Source organism: Geodermatophilus poikilotrophus (genome assembly GCF_900111455.1).
Taxonomy (GTDB): Bacteria; Actinomycetota; Actinomycetes; order Mycobacteriales; family Geodermatophilaceae; genus Geodermatophilus; species Geodermatophilus poikilotrophus.
The window spans coordinates 373,948-389,726 of record NZ_FOIE01000003.1 but is presented as its reverse complement, the minus strand read 5'-3'; the positions used below and the strand labels follow the sequence as shown (position 1 = coordinate 389,726).

Annotated in this window: 17 protein-coding genes and 1 pseudogene; 7 read left to right on the top strand and 11 right to left on the bottom strand. The window is 75.9% G+C overall.

Going from position 1 to position 15,779, the window contains the following annotated elements; all coding sequences use genetic code 11:
* Positions 1-3: 3 nt before the first annotated feature.
* Entirely contained in the window at positions 4-672 is a 669-nt protein-coding gene (locus BMW27_RS09360; protein ID WP_091442727.1) for a potassium channel family protein, read from the top strand.
* Positions 672-1,334, top strand: a complete 663-nt coding sequence (locus tag BMW27_RS09355; protein WP_091442725.1) for a potassium channel family protein — start codon at positions 672-674, stop codon at positions 1,332-1,334. Before BMW27_RS09360 ends, BMW27_RS09355 begins: the two co-directional genes overlap by 1 nt.
* Positions 1,335-1,364: 30 nt before the next feature.
* On the opposite strand, the gene BMW27_RS09350 is transcribed toward BMW27_RS09355, so the two are convergent.
* The 7 genes from BMW27_RS09350 to BMW27_RS09320 form a co-directional block, all read right to left on the bottom strand.
* Positions 1,365-2,234: a DUF3159 domain-containing protein gene (locus BMW27_RS09350; protein WP_091442722.1), complete on the bottom strand. Its 870-nt coding sequence runs from the start codon at positions 2,232-2,234 to the stop codon at positions 1,365-1,367.
* Complete coding sequence (locus tag BMW27_RS09345) at positions 2,231-2,608, bottom strand: OB-fold nucleic acid binding domain-containing protein (RefSeq protein ID WP_091442719.1); 378 nt, start codon at positions 2,606-2,608, stop codon at positions 2,231-2,233. The genes BMW27_RS09350 and BMW27_RS09345 overlap by 4 nt, the downstream gene beginning before the upstream one ends.
* The gene (locus BMW27_RS09340; RefSeq protein ID WP_091442715.1) at positions 2,605-3,399 is read right to left on the bottom strand and encodes an alpha/beta hydrolase family protein; all 795 of its coding nucleotides are present in this window, start codon (positions 3,397-3,399) and stop codon (positions 2,605-2,607) included. Before BMW27_RS09340 ends, BMW27_RS09345 begins: the two co-directional genes overlap by 4 nt.
* Entirely contained in the window at positions 3,396-4,109 is a 714-nt protein-coding gene (locus tag BMW27_RS09335; protein WP_091442713.1) for a DUF3710 domain-containing protein, read from the bottom strand. The genes BMW27_RS09340 and BMW27_RS09335 overlap by 4 nt, the downstream gene beginning before the upstream one ends.
* 1 nt (position 4,110) lies before the next feature.
* A complete protein-coding gene (gene dut, locus BMW27_RS09330; RefSeq protein WP_175486446.1) occupies positions 4,111-4,605 on the bottom strand; it encodes a dUTP diphosphatase in 495 nt (164 codons plus the stop codon).
* A 134-nt stretch (positions 4,606-4,739) separates the two neighbouring features.
* A complete protein-coding gene (locus tag BMW27_RS09325) occupies positions 4,740-5,627 on the bottom strand; it encodes a hypothetical protein (protein ID WP_091442710.1) in 888 nt (295 codons plus the stop codon).
* Between the two features lie 138 nt (positions 5,628-5,765).
* The gene (locus BMW27_RS09320; RefSeq protein ID WP_012948011.1) at positions 5,766-6,068 is read right to left on the bottom strand and encodes a DUF4193 domain-containing protein; all 303 of its coding nucleotides are present in this window, start codon (positions 6,066-6,068) and stop codon (positions 5,766-5,768) included.
* 321 nt (positions 6,069-6,389) lie between these two features.
* On the opposite strand from BMW27_RS09320, the gene BMW27_RS09315 reads away from it, so the two are divergent.
* Both BMW27_RS09315 and BMW27_RS09310 read left to right on the top strand, forming a co-directional pair.
* Entirely contained in the window at positions 6,390-7,436 is a 1,047-nt protein-coding gene (locus tag BMW27_RS09315; protein ID WP_175486445.1) for a phosphotransferase family protein, read from the top strand.
* Positions 7,437-7,494: 58 nt separating this feature from the next.
* Entirely contained in the window at positions 7,495-8,034 is a 540-nt protein-coding gene (locus tag BMW27_RS09310; RefSeq protein WP_091442704.1) for a LytR C-terminal domain-containing protein, read from the top strand.
* An 87-nt stretch (positions 8,035-8,121) separates the two neighbouring features.
* Here the strand turns inward: BMW27_RS09310 and BMW27_RS09305 are convergent, their stop codons facing one another.
* Positions 8,122-8,940, bottom strand: a complete 819-nt coding sequence (locus BMW27_RS09305; protein WP_091442701.1) for an inositol monophosphatase family protein — start codon at positions 8,938-8,940, stop codon at positions 8,122-8,124.
* Between the two features lie 58 nt (positions 8,941-8,998).
* Here BMW27_RS09305 and ppgK point away from each other — a divergent pair, with 58 nt between their 5' ends.
* From ppgK to BMW27_RS23955, 3 genes are all read left to right on the top strand, one after another.
* Positions 8,999-9,742, top strand: a complete 744-nt coding sequence (gene ppgK, locus BMW27_RS09300; protein WP_091442697.1) for a polyphosphate--glucose phosphotransferase — start codon at positions 8,999-9,001, stop codon at positions 9,740-9,742.
* 298 nt (positions 9,743-10,040) lie between these two features.
* On the top strand, positions 10,041-11,330 hold the full coding sequence (locus tag BMW27_RS09295) for an RNA polymerase sigma factor (protein WP_091442694.1): 1,290 nt from the start codon (positions 10,041-10,043) through the stop codon (positions 11,328-11,330).
* Positions 11,331-11,754: 424 nt separating this feature from the next.
* On the top strand, positions 11,755-12,735 hold the full coding sequence (locus tag BMW27_RS23955; RefSeq protein WP_245743426.1) for a patatin-like phospholipase family protein: 981 nt from the start codon (positions 11,755-11,757) through the stop codon (positions 12,733-12,735).
* 179 nt (positions 12,736-12,914) lie between these two features.
* Here the strand turns inward: BMW27_RS23955 and BMW27_RS24560 are convergent.
* The 3 genes and pseudogenes from BMW27_RS24560 to BMW27_RS09275 all read right to left on the bottom strand — a co-directional run.
* Positions 12,915-13,442 (bottom strand): annotated as a pseudogene (locus BMW27_RS24560) (SGNH/GDSL hydrolase family protein); the annotation flags it as partial.
* On the bottom strand, positions 13,439-14,554 hold the full coding sequence (locus tag BMW27_RS09280; protein WP_217638097.1) for a glycosyltransferase: 1,116 nt from the start codon (positions 14,552-14,554) through the stop codon (positions 13,439-13,441). The pseudogene BMW27_RS24560 and the gene BMW27_RS09280, both read right to left, overlap by 4 nt.
* Entirely contained in the window at positions 14,551-15,678 is a 1,128-nt protein-coding gene (locus BMW27_RS09275) for a glycosyltransferase family 4 protein (protein ID WP_217638096.1), read from the bottom strand. Before BMW27_RS09275 ends, BMW27_RS09280 begins: the two co-directional genes overlap by 4 nt.
* Between the last annotated feature and the right edge of the window lie 101 nt (positions 15,679-15,779).

Below are 15,779 nucleotides of genomic sequence, written 5' to 3'. Positions count from 1 at the left end.
CCCGTGCACGTGGTCGTGATGGGCTGCGGCCGCGTCGGGTCGGCGATCGCCCGCCGGCTCGAGGAGGTCGGCCACAGCGTGGCCGTGATCGACCAGGACCCCGAGGCCTTCCGCCGGCTGGGTCCGGACTTCGCCGGCCGCCAGGTCACCGGCCTGGGCTTCGACCGCCAGACGCTGCTCGACGCCGGCATCGACTCCGCCGGCGCGTTCGCCGCGGTGAGCAGCGGCGACAACTCCAACATCATCAGCACGCGGGTGGCGCGGGAGACCTTCGGCGTCCAGCACGTCGTCGCCCGCATCTACGACTCCAAGCGCGCCGAGATCTACGAGCGGATGGGCATCCCCAGCGTCGCGACCGTCCCGTGGACGGTGAACCGGCTGCTGCGCGAGCTGCTCTCCGTCAAGGTCAGCGAGCTGTGGCGGGAGCCGACCGGGCAGGTGCTGCTCATGCGGGTCACGGTCACCGAGCCGTGGGTCGGCCGGCGGCTGGCCGACCTGGAGACCGCGTCCGGGGCCCGGGCCGCGTGGCTGGTCCGCTACGGCGAGGCCCAGCTGCCCACCGCCGCCACCGTGCTGCAGGACGGCGACCAGCTCGTGGTCGCCTCGACCGACGCGATCACCCAGCGGGTGCACGAGGTGGTCGAGCAGGGCCCCGGGGGAGGGGGACGCTGATGCGGGTCGCCATCGTGGGCGCGGGCGCCGTCGGGCGCTCGATCGCCGGGGAGCTGCTCTCCAACGGGCACGCCGTGATGCTCATCGAGAAGGACGGCCGCAAGGTCCGCACCCGGGCGGTGCCCGGCGCCGAGTGGGTGCAGGCCGACGCGTGCGAGGTCTCCTCCCTGGAGGAGGCGCAGCTGGCCACCTGCGACGTCGTCGTGGCCGCCACCGGTGACGACAAGGCCAACCTCGTCGTCTCGCTGCTGGCCAAGACCGAGTTCGCGGTCAACCGGGTCGTCGCCCGGGTCAAGGACCCGCGCAACGAGTGGCTCTACACCGAGGCCTGGGGCGTCGACGTCGCCGTCTCCACGCCGCGGGTGCTGGCCGCACTCGTCGAGGAGGCGGTGACCGTCGGCGACGTCGTCCGGCTGATGAGCTTCCGCAAGGGGGCGGCCAACCTGGTCGAGATCACCCTCGACGAGGACACCCCCTGGGCGGGCAAACCGCTGCGCGAGGTGCCGCTGCCGCGGGAGACGGTGCTGACCGCCGTCCTGCGCGGCGACCGGGTGATCACCCCGACGCCCGACGAGCCGCTCGAGGTCGGCGACGAGCTGCTGTTCGTCACCCACGCCGACGTCGAGGAGCAGCTGCAGCAGGTGCTCTCCCCCGACCCGTGACGGACCCCGTCCGGGGCGTCGGGACCTCGCTCAGGCGCCCGGCTGCGGACCCGCGCGGTGCCGGTGCAGCCGGGACACCACCCACAGGGTCACCACGACCTCGACGGCGGTGACCGGCAGGCCGAGCAGCAGCGAGGCCGTGCCCAGCAGCTCGACCTCGTCGGCGCGGTAGAGCACCCACTGCACGGCGACGCGCACCAGGAAGACGACGCCCCACACCAGCGTCAGCCAGGAGTAGGCGCGCACCGCGCGCGGGTCGTCACGCCAGTGCCGCTCGGGCGCCGGGTCGGCCGGGCGCCCGCCGGTCGCGGGGTCCGGCGGCGGCCGGTGGTGCAGCGTGGCGTTGGCCCGGTGGATCCGGCGGCGCAGCCCCGGCAGCGTGTGCGACGCCATCGCGCCCAGGTGGCTGGGCGCCAGGAACTCCGCGACCACGCCGACCAGCGGCCAGCGGAAGGCGATCGAGCCGATCAGCACCACGCCGAGGGCGGCGTTGCGGATCAGCCCGGGGACGAAGAAGTCCCGGGCCTGCCCCGAGACGCCGGCGATCGCCACCGCGATCGCGACGCCGAAGAGCCCGCTGAACGCCTGCTGGACGCTCTCCCGGCGCACCAGGCGCAACCCGAAGAGCAGGACGGCGACGCCGAGGGCAGCCCCGATGCCGGCCCGCAGCCCGGCCAGGGAGTTGCCCACGATGAACGCGACGGTGGGCAGCGTGGCGTCGAGCATGCCGCGCCAGCCGCCGAGCTGGTCCAGTACCAGGTGCCGGTCGAAGGCCACGCCGAGCGGCCCGCTCGCGGCGTCGTCCTCGGGCCGTCGGTCCTCGGGCCGTCGGTCCCCGCGGCGCTGGTCCTCGGGGCGTGCCGGACCGGGACGCCCGTCCCCCTCGGGCGCAGCCGTCACCCGGCGCTCAGCTCGTACCGGGGGTTGTAGATGACCTGCCGCCCGTCGAAGGAGGCGAAGCGACCGTGCGCGCTGAGCGTGCGGCCGGGCTCGATGCCGGGGATCCGCCGCCGGCCGAGCCACACGAGGGTGACCGAGCCGGAGCCGTCGAAGAGCTCCGCCTCCAGGGTCGGCACCGTCTCCCGCGGCGTGTAGACGACCGACTTCAGCCGGCCGGTGACGGTGACGACGGCGCCCTTGCGGCAGGCGCTGACCGCCTCGCACCCGGCGCTCGCCGACCCGGCTCGCAGGTTCTCCGCGTCGATGGTCTGGTCGTCAGCGGTCAGCCGCTGCAGCGTCCGCGTGAACCAGCCGCCCTGGCGTGTCTCCGTCACGGAACCAGCGTAGGACCGCCGCGGTCCCCTCCGGTACGCGACCGCAGCCAGTCGCGGACCAGCGCCCACGGCTCCCCTGCCGGGTCGATGAGCACCATGTGGTCCCCCGGCACGAGCCGCACGTCGACGTGCACTCCCTGGGCCGCGGCGGCCTCCGCGTAACGGGTGCTCTGCTCGGCCGGGACGGTCGGGTCGCCGGTGCCGTGCACGCACAGCAGGTCGGCCGCGGGCGGGACCAGCCGCACCGGGTCGGTCGCCGCGTAGCGCTCCGGCGCCTGCTGCGGCTCGCCGCCGAGCAGTTCCTGCACCGCCCCGTCGCCCAGCCGCTGCGCCGCCGCGCGCTCCAGGTCGAGCACCCCCGCCTGCAGCACGGCCGCGGCCACCCGCACCCGAGGGCGTGAGCCCGGCGCGCCCTCGGGGAGCCGGTCGCGGCCGGCGGCCCACGCGGCGAGGTGGCCGCCGGCGGAGTGCCCGACGACCGCGACGTCGGCGAGGTCCAGCCGGCCGCTGCCGGCCAGCTCGGGCAGGCGGTCCAGCGCCGCGGCGACGTCCTCCAGGGTGGCCGGCCAGCCGCCGCCGGAGCCGACCCGGCGGTACTCGACCGCGACGGCGGCGAAGCCCGTGGCGGCCAGGTCGGCCGCGAGCGGCCGGGCCAGCTCGACGCCGTACGCGGCCCGCCAGAAGCCGCCGTGCAGCACGACCACCACCGGCGCCGGGCCGGCACCCGCGGGCAGGGTCAGCTCGACGAACTGGTCGGGGTGCGGCCCGTAGGCGGTGCGGACGGCCCTCACCCGCCGGGCGCGGCGGGGGGCGGGCTCCCCGGCGGGCGGACGGCCTGCTGCGCGGCGAGCTGTGCGGCCGCCTGCGGCGGCAGGGTCAGCGGCAGCGGCTCCCGCACCGGCATCGGCGCGGTCCCGCGGACGACCACGATCTGCCGGAACGCCTGCTCCAGCGCGGCGGCGGCCTCCGGGCGCTCCGCCGCGGGGCCGCTGATCATGCCGCGCAGGAACCAGCGGGGCCCGTCGACGCCGACGAAGCGCGCCGGGCGGCGCACCGGCGCCGGAGCCGGCTGGCCGGGCTGCGCCGGCGGGTTCACCCGCACGGAGCCGGCCAGCTCCGGGCCGAAGGGCCCGTCGACCTCCCGCAGCGACCCGCCCTGGCCGGAGGCGCTGCGGGCGAGGTCGGCGCGGACGTCGTCCCAGATGCCGCCCGCCCGGGGCGCGGCGAACACCGCCACCTGCAGCAGGGAGTCGCCGTAGCGCAGCGTGGCGCCGACGACCTTCTGCTGGGCGTTGACGTCGACCCGCAGCTCCGTGCCCGGCACCGCGGGCAGCCGCAGCGAGCCCAGGTCGATGCGCGCGGTGCCGTCGTCGGGGGCGTCGGCGGCGTCCCACGGCCCCGTGGTCGCCGTCACCTCGCGCACCTTGTGCTGCGGATCCGGCGGCACCCCGCGCTCGCGCAGGCTGCGGTCGATCCGGTTGCGTCGCCGTCCGAACGGCATGTCAGTCGGTTCCCTTCGCCGAGACGGGGGCGTGCCCGCCGGTCGACCCGTGGCCCCCCACCCCGCGCACGCTCTCCGGCAGCTGCTCGACGGGCACGAAGCGGGCGCGCACGACCGGCTGCACCACCAGCTGGGCGACGCGGTCGCCGCGGCGCAGCGTCAGCGGCGTCGCCGGGTCGAGGTTCACCAGGTTGACCTTGATCTCCCCGCGGTAACCGGAGTCGATGGTGCCCGGGGCGTTGACCAGCGACAGCCCCAGCCGGTGGGCGAGGCCCGAGCGCGGGTGGACGAACCCGGCGTAGCCCTCCGGGATCGCGACCGCGACGCCGGTGCCGACCAGTGCCCGCTGCAACGGCGCCAGCTCCAGGTCCTCGGCGATGACCAGGTCGGCCCCGGCGTCGCCGGGCAGGGCGTAGGCGGGAACGGCGTCCTCCGGGGAGGTGAGCCGCACCGGGACCTCCACCTCGGGGACGGCGGAGCGGGAGGGGTCGGGCACGTCCGCGATCCTATGAGGACCCCCTCCTCCCCACCCCTCGCTCCGCTCAGGGGGACCCGGCAGGGGGCCGTTCCAGCCCGGGGAAGGGGCCGTTCCAGCCCCCCCCCCCCACCAGCAGGGGGCCGGTCCCCGCCTCAGGAGCGGGACCGGCGCAGGTCGGCGAGCACCCGGCGGGCCAGCGCCTCGGTGGCCTTCCGGTTGGCCCGGCCGCCGAGCGCCGCACCGACGAGGAAGGGGGCCGCCCCCGGGACGCTGCGGGCCATCCGCCGGGTCATCCGGCGGCTGAGCGTGCGCAGGCCGGCCGAGCCGAGGACGGCGCCCAGGCCCGGGACGACGGAGTCCTCGACCGCCCGCTGCCGCGTCCAGCTGGACAGGTAGGCCAGCGCGCGGTCGCGGGCGTCGCCCGGGGCGGGCCGGCCGTACAGCTCGTGCAGCTCGCCGAGCAGGACGAGCTCGACGGCGGCGGTGAGGACCGTCTCGGCGCCGAGCTCCAGCGGCAGGGCCAGCAGCGAGGGCGGGGCGACCCAGTGGGCCGCCGACAGCCCGCCGGTGGCCGCGCCGATGCCCGCCGTGAGCTTCGCGGCGCGTGCCACGAGCGCGTCGGCGATCTCGTCGTCGGACGCGCCGGGGTGGACCGCGCGCAGTCGCCCGGCGTCGCGGATCGGCAGCCGCGGGGCGGCGGTGGTCAGCAGGTCGCCGAGCAGGGCACCGGGGGTGCGGCTCCCACCGCCGTCGTCCGGACCGGACCGCGGCGTGCCCGGTCCCGCGGCGCCGCGGCCGGCGGACGCGACGGCGGTGATGACGTCGCGCAGCGTCGCCGCGGTCGAGCGGCGGCCGTCCGGCGCGGCCTCCGTCGTGCCGCCCACCAGGCCGGACGCCGCCTCGGCCAGCAGCCGGCCGGCCCGCGCGAGCGGGCCCTCCTCCGCGGGCGGGGCCGTGCGGCCACCGGCTGCGCCGGGCGCGACCGGTCGCGGCGGCGGGACGTCGCGCGCCGGACCGGTGCGCTCTCGGTGGTCCGTCACTGCCTCACTCCTCCGGGTCGACGTGCCCGACTGCGGCCCCTGCCGGGCCCCGCCGCGAGCCCGCGGGGGGACAACGGGTGGCTCCGTTGCTGGGCCCCGCCGCGGGCCTGCGAGCGGCGGGGGCAACGGGGTCCTCGCTCAAGCGGCGCAGTCGCGGCAGAACAGCTGGTCGCCCTTGGTGGCGGCCAGCCGGCTGCGGTGCTGGACCAGGAAGCAGCGCGAGCAGGTGAACTCGTCCTCCTGCTTGGGCAGCACGCGGACGGTCAGCTCCTCGTTGGACAGGTCGGCGCCAGGGAGCTCGAGGTTCTCGTTGAAGTCGGTCTCGTCGACGTCGACCGACGAGGACTGCGCCTCGGCGCGGCGGGCCTTGAGCTCCTCGAGCGAGTCCTCGCCGAGCTCGTCGGCCTCGTTGCGGCGCGGGGCGTCGTAGTCGGTGGCCATGGGAAGTGCCCCTCCTCCGGGGTTCTCGCGGGCGCGGCGCCCGCGTCGTCTGCGGCGGCGCACTGCCGCCGCGGTGGTGTCCGGTCGCCGGGGCGACCGGGGGTCCGGGGACCGGTGACCGCAGGGCGGGCACCGGCCGGTGCTCGTAGGACCGCGCCGCCGACCTCACCGGCGGACGGCGGGGCACGCCGGCACGGTCTGACCGGCGGACCCCCCAACGTCGTGCGGCCCCCGTTTGTGCCCGGCGCGCGAGGGGGTGACCACCTCACTGCCGGGACCGTGTCGGACGGGCCGCGGAGCGCCAGAGGTTACCCTGCGCCCGTGTCGACTCCCGTGGGTGCTGATCCGGCCGTCGTCGGGCCCTACCTGGCCTCCGTGCTCGGCGACGAGCGGTGGTCCGACGCCCGCGTCGACCTCATCGCCGCCGGCATGTCCAACCTCACCTACGTGGTGACCCCGGAGGCCGGGTCGGACGACGACGCGGTCATCCTCCGGCGGCCGCCGACCGGCGCGGTCCTCGCCACCGCGCACGACATGGCGCGCGAGCACCGGGTGGTCTCCGCGCTGGGCCCGACCGCCGTCCCCGTCCCGCGGACGCTGCACCTGTGCACCGACACCGCCGTGCTCGGCGCGCCCTTCTACGTGATGGAGCGGGTCGTCGGCCTGCACGTCGTCGACCGGATCCCGGCCGGCTACGCCGACGAGCCGGCCCAGCGGCGGGCGATCGGCGAGGGGCTGGTCGACGTCCTGGCCGACCTGCACGCCGTCGACCACGAGGCGGTGGGGCTGGGCGACTTCGGGCGGCCGGAGGGCTTCATGGCCCGGCAGGTGCGCCGCTGGACCCAGCAGTGGGAAGCCACCCGCGACCGCGAGCGGCCCGGCCTGGACGCCCTCGCCGCCCGCCTGGCGCAGACCGTGCCCACCACGCAGCGCAACGGGATCGTGCACGGCGACTTCCGGCTGGACAACTGCCTGCTCGACCCGCAGACCCCCGGCCGCATCCGGGCGGTGCTGGACTGGGAGATGTCCACCCTCGGCGACCCGCTGGCCGACCTCGGGATGCTGCACGTCTACTGGCCGCAGGCCGGTGAGGACGCCGTCGCCGGGCAGAGCACGGTGACCGCGCTGGAGGGCTTCCCGACCCGCGCGGAGGTCTCGGCGCGCTACGCCGAGCGCAGCGGCCTGGACCTCTCCGACCTGCCCTGGTACGTCGGCTTCGCCTACTTCAAGTTCGCCGCGATCGTCGCCGGGATCGTCGCCCGGTCCGCCGCCGGCGCCATGGCCGGCAAGGACACCGCCGGGTACGCCGACCGCATCGACCCGTGCGTGGAGCGCGGACGCGCCGCGCTCGACGACGGTGCGATCTAGGCAACCCGAGCCGCCCTACACTCCCGGCCAACGCCAGGAACCGAGGGGACCGAAGCCCGTGAGTGCGCCGCCCACCGACCGATCCGCGGTCCGTCCCTGGAGCGGCCGCCGGCCGATCCTGCCGCTGGTCTTCCTGCTGGTGCTCGCACTGGCCGCGCTGGTCGTCTGGTGGAACGTCTTCGACACCGAGGGTGAGCTCGAGGAGCAGGAGGCCGAGGCGTGCGCCAGCGCCTCGGCGGCACCGCCCTCGCTGGACCCGACCACGGTCACGCTGCGCGTCTTCAACGCCACCGACACCGGCGGCCTGGCCCAGGAGGTCGCCGCGTCGCTGCAGGAGCGGGGCTTCGTCGTCGAGGAGATCGCCAACGACCCCACCGAGCGTGAGGTCACCGGCGTCGGCGAGCTGCGGCACGGGCCGCGCGGCAACGAGGCCGCCGCCTACGTCGCGCTGTTCGTCCCCGGCGCCGGCGCCTTCCCCGACACCCGGGCCACCGCCACGGTCGACTTCGTGATCGGCCCGGAGTTCACCGGCCTCGCGTCACCGGAGGACGTCGACGCCGCGCTCGGCGCCGCCGCCAGCGCGACCGCCGCCTGTTGACGACGGACCACCCTCCCCCCACGTCTCGCACGCTCGACGCGGGGCCCTGGAGGGTGGCCGTTCCAGCCCGTCACCAGGGCCGTCTCATCACGTTGCGACGCGGTGCAGCCGGGTGAGCAGGGCGAGGAACTCGTCGGCCACCGACGGTGCCACGGCGATCCCGAGGGGCTCGGCGAACGGCTGCCCGGCGAGGCCGGTGACGACCACACCGGCCTCGGCCGCGATGAGCGCACCTGCGGCGAAGTCCCACCGGTTGAGGTGCATCTCGTAGTAGGCGTCGACCCGGCCGGCGGCCACGGTGCACAGGTCCAGGGCGGCCGAGCCGTGCCGCCGGATGTCGCGGACCTCCGGCAGCAGCCCGGCGACCACCGCGGCCTGGGCGCGGCGCTGCTCGGCGCGGTAGCCGAAACCGGTCGCGACCAGCGCCCGGTCCAGCGAGGCCGGCCGGCTGCCGGTCAGCCGCACCGGGCCGGCACCCGGGAGGCTCAGGTGCGCGCCACCAGCGGCGGTCGCCGAGAACAGCTCGCCGGTGGCCGCGTTGAGCACCACGCCGGCCACCGCCTGCCCGTCGACCTCCGCGGCGATGGAGACCGCGTACGCGGGCAGGCCGTAGACGAAGTTGGTGGTGCCGTCGATGGGGTCGACGACCCAGCGCACCCCGCTGGTGCCGGTGCGCTCGCCGCCCTCCTCCCCCAGCAGCCCGTCGTCCGGGCGGGCGCCGAGCAGCCGGCTGGTGACCAGCTCCTCGCAGGCGCGGTCCACCGCGGTGACCATGTCGACCGGGCTGGACTTCACGTCGACCTGCTCACCGGCCGAGGCGCGCCCACGCGCGACCAGGTCGGCGGCCTCCCGCGCGGTCGCGACGGCGAGGTCGAGCAGGGCGGCGGGCTCCGGTGCGGAGGTCATGGGTCGATCCTGCACGAGCGGGGGTGCCGCCGACCGGGGCGATCACTACCCTGACCGCGTGCTCGGGTTCGGTGTGGACATCGGTGGCAGCGGCATCAAGGGGTGCCTGGTCGACCTCGACAAGGGTGAACTGCAGGGTGAACGGCTGCGCATCGAGACGCCGCAGCCCTCGCTGCCCGATCCCGTGTACGACGTCGTGGGGCGGATCGTCGAGCACTTCGGCTGGGAGGGCCGCATCGGCGTCACCTTCCCCGGGGTGCTCAAGAGCGGGGTCGTGCACACCGCCGCCAACGTCGACAAGAGCTGGCTGGGCACCCACCTGGCCGAGGGGCTGGCCTCCCGGATCCCCGGCACCGTGCAGACGCTCAACGACGCCGACGCCGCCGGGTTCGCCGAGATGCGCTACGGCGCCGGCCGTGACAAGCGCGGCGTCGTCCTGATGCTGACCTTCGGCACCGGCATCGGCAGTGCGCTGTTCACCGACGGCGTCCTGGTCCCGAACACCGAGTTCGGCCACATCCAGGTCGACGGGCACGACGGTGAGAAGAAGGCCTCGGCCGCCGCGAAGGACCGCGAGGACCTCAGCTACCCGCAGTGGGCCAAGCGGGTCGACCGCTACCTCGACGTCCTGGAGGCGGCCGTCTGGCCCGACCTGATCATCGTCGGCGGCGGGGTCAGCAAGAAGGCGCACAAGTGGGTGCCGCTGCTGTCGACCCGCACCCCCGTCGTCCCGGCGGAGCTGCTCAACGACGCCGGCATCGTCGGCGCAGCCCTGGCCGCCGAGGAGCGCATCGGCCAGTGACCGTCGGCACCCCGCCGCCGGACCGTCACGGAGGGTGAGAAACGCCCCTGGACCTGGTGCGCTCCCCCCAGGTCGGGGGGCGCCGCCTCCCGTGGAGCGGTGGACCGACCGAAACGCGCCGTTACAATGGAAGAGCCCCGCCCCCGTCGCTCCCGAGTCGAGAGGCATCCCCCGCCTGCGCACCGGTCAAACCCGGGCCGCCCGACGGGTCCTCTCCCGCTCCGGACGCCGGCCGAGGCCGCTGCCCGGGGACCAGACGGCCCCCCGGGGAACGCACCCAGCACGGGAAGGAACCTGAGTGCCCGCCGACCAGCCAGCACCGGCCAAGGCCCCCGCTCGCAAGCGGACGGCCAAGAGCGCGGCGAAGCCCACCGCCGCCAAGGGCGCCCGCAAGCCCGCCATCACGCCGTCACCGGGCGGCGGCGAGGGGGCCGTGCTCACCGCCGTTGCCTCCGAGACCGCCACGGTCGCGGTGGTCGACGCCGGCGGCGAGGGCCTGAAGCTCGACGAGACGGTCGTCGCGACCCCCGACGGGGTCGCCGAGGCCCCGACCGACTCCGAGGTGGCTGCCGCACCCGAGGAGGCCGCCGAGGGCGGCGACTTCGAGTGGGACGACGAGGAGGAGTCCGAGGCCCTCCGTCAGGCCCGCAAGGACGCCGAGCTCACCGCCTCGGCCGACTCGGTCCGCGCCTACCTCAAGCAGATCGGCAAGGTCGCGCTGCTCAACGCCGAGGAGGAGGTCGACCTCGCCAAGCGCATCGAGGCCGGCCTGTACGGCGCCGAGCGGCTGCGCCAGGCCGAGGAGGAGGGCCAGAAGCTCTCCCCGCAGATGCGCCGGGACCTCAACTGGATCGTCCGCGACGGCGAGCGCGCCAAGAACCACCTGCTGGAGGCTAACCTCCGCCTCGTGGTCTCCCTGGCCAAGCGCTACACCGGCCGCGGCATGGCGTTCCTGGACCTCATCCAGGAGGGCAACCTCGGCCTGATCCGCGCGGTCGAGAAGTTCGACTACACCAAGGGCTACAAGTTCTCCACGTACGCCACCTGGTGGATCCGGCAGGCGATCACCCGCGCCATGGCCGACCAGGCCCGCACCATCCGCATCCCGGTGCACATGGTCGAGGTCATCAACAAGCTTGGCCGCATCCAGCGCGAACTGCTCCAGGACCTCGGGCGCGAGCCCACCCCGGAGGAGCTGGCCAAGGAGATGGACATCACCCCGGACAAGGTGCTGGAGATCCAGCAGTACGCCCGGGAGCCGATCAGCCTCGACCAGACCATCGGTGACGAGGGCGACAGCCAGCTCGGCGACTTCATCGAGGACTCCGAGGCGGTCGTCGCCGTCGACGCGGTGAGCTTCACGCTCATGCAGGACCAGCTGACCAGCGTCCTGCAGACGCTGTCGGAGCGGGAGGCCGGCGTCGTCCGGCTGCGCTTCGGCCTCACCGACGGCCAGCCGCGCACGCTCGACGAGATCGGCCAGGTCTACGGGGTGACCCGCGAGCGGATCCGCCAGATCGAGAGCAAGACGATGTCGAAGCTGCGCCACCCGAGCCGCTCCCAGGTGCTGCGCGACTACCTGGACTGAGCACCGACCGCCCCCTGACCTGTCGACGCAGGTCAGGGGGCGGATCCGCGGTTGGACCGGCCGGCGGGAGAGCACGCACAGCGCTCCCGGTGCAGATGCCAGGCTGGGGTCGGCGCCGTGACCGTCGACCTCGCGGATCCGCCGGGACCTGCCCGCCTGCACGAGGGCTGCGGCACCCAGGTCACGCACCTCGTCGTCGAACGCGACGCCGACGCACGAGCTCGACCGCACCCCGGTCGCGGAGCCCAGCCGGGCCGCCGCTCCCCTGCCTCTGAGCGCTGACCCGAGCCGCAGCCGGGAACGGTGTCGGGGCACCGCCGGGTCACGGCCCCGTCGATGCGGTGCGACGACCAGGCCGAGCACGCACATGGCTGAAGCACGGGCGTCATGCCCACGTGCTCGGGACGTGGGGCAGCATGGCGGGATGTCTGCACGCACGCACCTGGTCCTCGGCGGCGGTGCTGCGATGGGCGCCTTCCAGGCGGGCGCGCTGCTGGCGCTCTTCGAGGCCGGGCTGCGGGTGGACGTGCTGCACGGCAGCTCCGTCGGTGCGCTGAACGCGGCCTTCCTGGCCGTGCGCCCCGGCCTCGAGCAGGGCCGGGAGCTGGCCCGGTGGTGGGGGGAGCCCTCGATGGTGGGGGTGCTCCGGCCCGGCTGGCTCCCCCGGCTGCGTGGCCTGACGGGCGCCGTGCGACGTGGCGGCGCCCTGGTCGACGCCGGGCCCCTGCGGCGCCTGATCGAGTGTCACGTCCGGGCGGCGGACCTCTCGGAGCTGGCCGTGCCGGTCACTGTGACGACGACGTGCCTGGACTGCGGTGGCGCGCGGCACCACGACGAGGGGAGCCTCGCCGACGTGGTGCTGGCGAGCTGCGCGCTGCCGGGGATCTTCCGGCCGGTCCGGCTCGCCGACGGTCACCTGCACGTCGACGGCGGCATCCTCGACGGCGTCCCGATCAGCGCCGCGCTGCAGACGGCGGCGCCGGAGGACCGCATCCTCGTGCTCGACTGCGGCCTGGCGCCGGTCACCGGGCGGGTGGACGTCTGCGCCGCCGCCTCCGACGTCCTGGCCGGCCAGGCCTGCGGGGTGCCGGTCGAGCCGGGACAGCCGCCCTACGTGCCGCCGGTGGAGAGCAGCATCGGCGCGCTGGACACGGTGCTCCGGGCCTTCACCGTGGCGCGTGCCGCGGCCAACCGCGGCGCCGTGCGGGAGGCGCTCGACGACCCCCGGGTGCACGTGGTCCCGCACGTCGCCGACGCGTGGGCGGCCGGGCTGCTGGAGGTGCTGCCGACCGGGCCGCGCGACGTGAGCCGGTCGGAGGACCTCCTGCGCGCAGGTCGGGCGGTCACGGAGCGGTGGTTGGCGGGGCAGTCCTGGGTCGGGTCAGCGGCGACCGAGCCCCGCTGAGGCGATGGGAGCGCCGATCTCGCGGAGGTGTCCGGCCGCGTAGGGCAGGCCGTGCCGTACCGCCCACCAGCAGCGAGCCTGCGCGAGGAGCCGCGCGGCACGACCACCTCGCCGATGGATGTCACGGGATGACGGCCGGCGTTCCGCAGGGCCTCGACCGCGGCGACGGCCATCCCCCGGTGTCCGGCCGGGCTGGGGTGGATGCGGTCGACCGACCAACCGCCCGGCAGGCCGAGCGCCGGGACCAGGCGGAGGTCGAGCACGCGTACGCCCGGCCAGCGGGCCGCCTCGTCGACGGCGGTGTTCACCTGCTCGATCCTCTGCTGGGTGGCCCGTGCCACCCGTGCAGGCAGAGGCAGCAGCGCCGCCGCGTCGTGCAGACGTCCGAGCAGGACGTCGTCGACCCGGCGGCGCAGCGCGGCCACGGTGTCGAGGAGGTCCGCGCCGACCGTCACCGCGTCGAACCCGGACCGGGCGACGTCGTTCAGCCCGACCAGCACCGTGGCCAGGTCGGCCCCGCCCGGGACCAGCGGGAGCTGGCCGGTCCGGACGTCGGCGACCCGGGCGCCGGGCACGGCCAGCCGCACCAGTCGCCCGGCCGGGAGGGCGCGGGCCAGCAAGGCCACCCAGGTGTTCTCGGGATCGACCCGGACGCCCACCCCCTCACCGCAGGTGAAGCTGTCGCCGAGGGCGACGACGACGCTCATGCCGCGCCCGGCCTTCCGGACTGGTGCACGTGCAGGAAGCCGCGCACGGTGCGCTGCCAGGAGAACTCCTCGGCCAGGGCGCGGGCGGCCGTCCTGCGGGTCACCTCGGGGGTGGCGAGCAGGTCCTGTACCGCGTCGGCGAACGCGGCCCCGTCGCCGGGAGCCGACCGGCCGGCGTGCGGCCCGAGGACGCCGGGAAGCGCGGACCGGGAGTCCGCCACGACCGGTGTCCCGCAGGCCAGTGCCTCGAGCGCGGCCAGGCCGAAGGTCTCGATCGGGCCGGGGGCCAGGGCGACGTCGGCCGCGGCGAGCACGCCCGCCAACCGGGCTCGGTCGGCGACGAAGCCGAGCCACTCGACCGGCAGGTCCCGCGCGGCTGCCTGCATCCGCGGCCGGAGCGGGCCGTCGCCGGCGACGACCAGCCGAGCGGCCACCCCACGCCCGAGCAGGGCGCGGAGGGTGGCGACCGCCACCTCGGGGCGCTTCTCGCGGGAGAGGCGGCTGGCCAGGACCAGCACGACGTCGCGCGGCGACCGGGGCACCTCGGCGCGACGCCCGGTCCTGGCCCGGAAGGCAGCGGTGTCGACGGCGAGGGGGAACACCGCCAGGTTCGGCACGTGCAGCCGCCGGAACTCCTCCGCGGCCCATCCCGTGGTGCACACGACGGTGTCGAAGTCCCCGGCCAGAGCTGCGTTGGAGCGGTCCGCCAGCGCGGTCAGCGGCAGCCGCGCGGGCAGCCACTGACCGAGCCAGCGGTCCAGCCGCTCGTGGCTCACGACGAGGGCCGGGATCCCGCGGGCGCGAGCCCACCGCCCCAGGCCGCGCAGCGTCGTCCGGTCGTGCACCTCCAGCACGTCGGGGCCGACCCGCTCAAGTGCCCGCCGCACACCGCTGCGGTCGAGCAACAGGCGGTACCCGGTGGACCCGAGGGCGGGTGACCGCCGCACGACCTGCCGGCCCCAGGGGGTCTCGACCTCGTCGTCGACGGTGCCCGGTATGACCTGCACCACCTCGTGGCCGTGGTCGGCGTACCCCTCGGCCAGGTGGCGCAGCGTCGTGCGCAGGCCGCCCGACGTCGGGGACACGAAGTTCGCGACCTGGACGATCCTCACGCCACGGCCCGCCGGTGCGGGGTCTGCCGCTCGGCGACGACGTCGCGGTAGTGCTGGACGAGCTCCTGCCCGACGGCCTCCCAGGTGCGACCCTCCACCGACCGCCGGGCCAGCTCCCCCATGCGGCGGCGGAGCGCGGGCTCCCGCTGCAGGGTGCGCACGCACTCGGCCAGCTCCTCTGCGGAACCCGGAGCGAACAGCAGCCCGTTCTCCCCGGGCTGCACCAGGTCGAGCAGGCCGCCGGCGGCGGGTGCCACGACCGGGGTGCCGCTGGCCAGGGCCTCCTGGGCGGCCTGGCAGAACGTCTCGTGCGGGCCGGTGTGGGCGAAGACGTCGAGGGAGGTGAAGGCCGTGGCGAGGCGGTCGCCGGTCAGCACCCCGGTGAACAGGGCCCGATCGAGCTGGCGCTCCAGCTGGCGGCGCTGCGGGCCGTCCCCCACCACGACGAGCCGGACGCCGGGCAGCTCCTGGACGGCGGCGAGCAGGCCCAGGTCCTTCTCGTGCGCCAGCCGTCCCACGTAGCCGACGACCAGCTGCCCGTCGGGCGCCCACGCCTCCCGCAGGGACTCGTCGCGCCGCTCGGGCCGGAAGCGCTCGAGATCGACCCCGCGACCCCAGCGGACGACGCGTTCGATGCCGTGCGCCTGGAGTTGGTGGACCGCGGCCCGGCTGGGGGCCAGGGTCCGCGCTGCGGCCGCGTGCACCCGGACCAGTCGGCGCCACACCATCGGCTCGGCCCGGCCCAGCCGGTAGCGGGTGGCGTAGGCGGCCAGGTCGGTCTGGTAGACCGCCACGCAGGGGATCCGCAGGTCCGCAGCCGCGGTCGCGCCCTGCGCGCCCAGCACGGCCGGGGAGGCGAGGTGCACGACGTCCGGGCCGAACTCGTGCAGGGTCGTGGTCATGACCGGGAACGGCAGCGCCACCCGGAAGTCCCGGTAGCCCGGCACGGGACAGGACGGCGTCCGGACCACCGGCACCCCGCACCACTCGGCCGGGCCGGGGCCGGGGGCGATCACCAGCGCCTCGTGACCGTGCCCGGTGAGCTGCTCGCAGACCCGCAGGACGGAGTTGGTGACGCCGTTGACCTGCGGGAGGAAGGACTCGCTGACGATCGCCACGCGCACGGCAGCAGCGTGCCCACGCCCGGGTGCCCACCCGCCGGACTACGGGCGGCGGTCGGCTGAACCTGTCGCGAAATGGCGGCGACCCGGCGGCCAACGCCGTC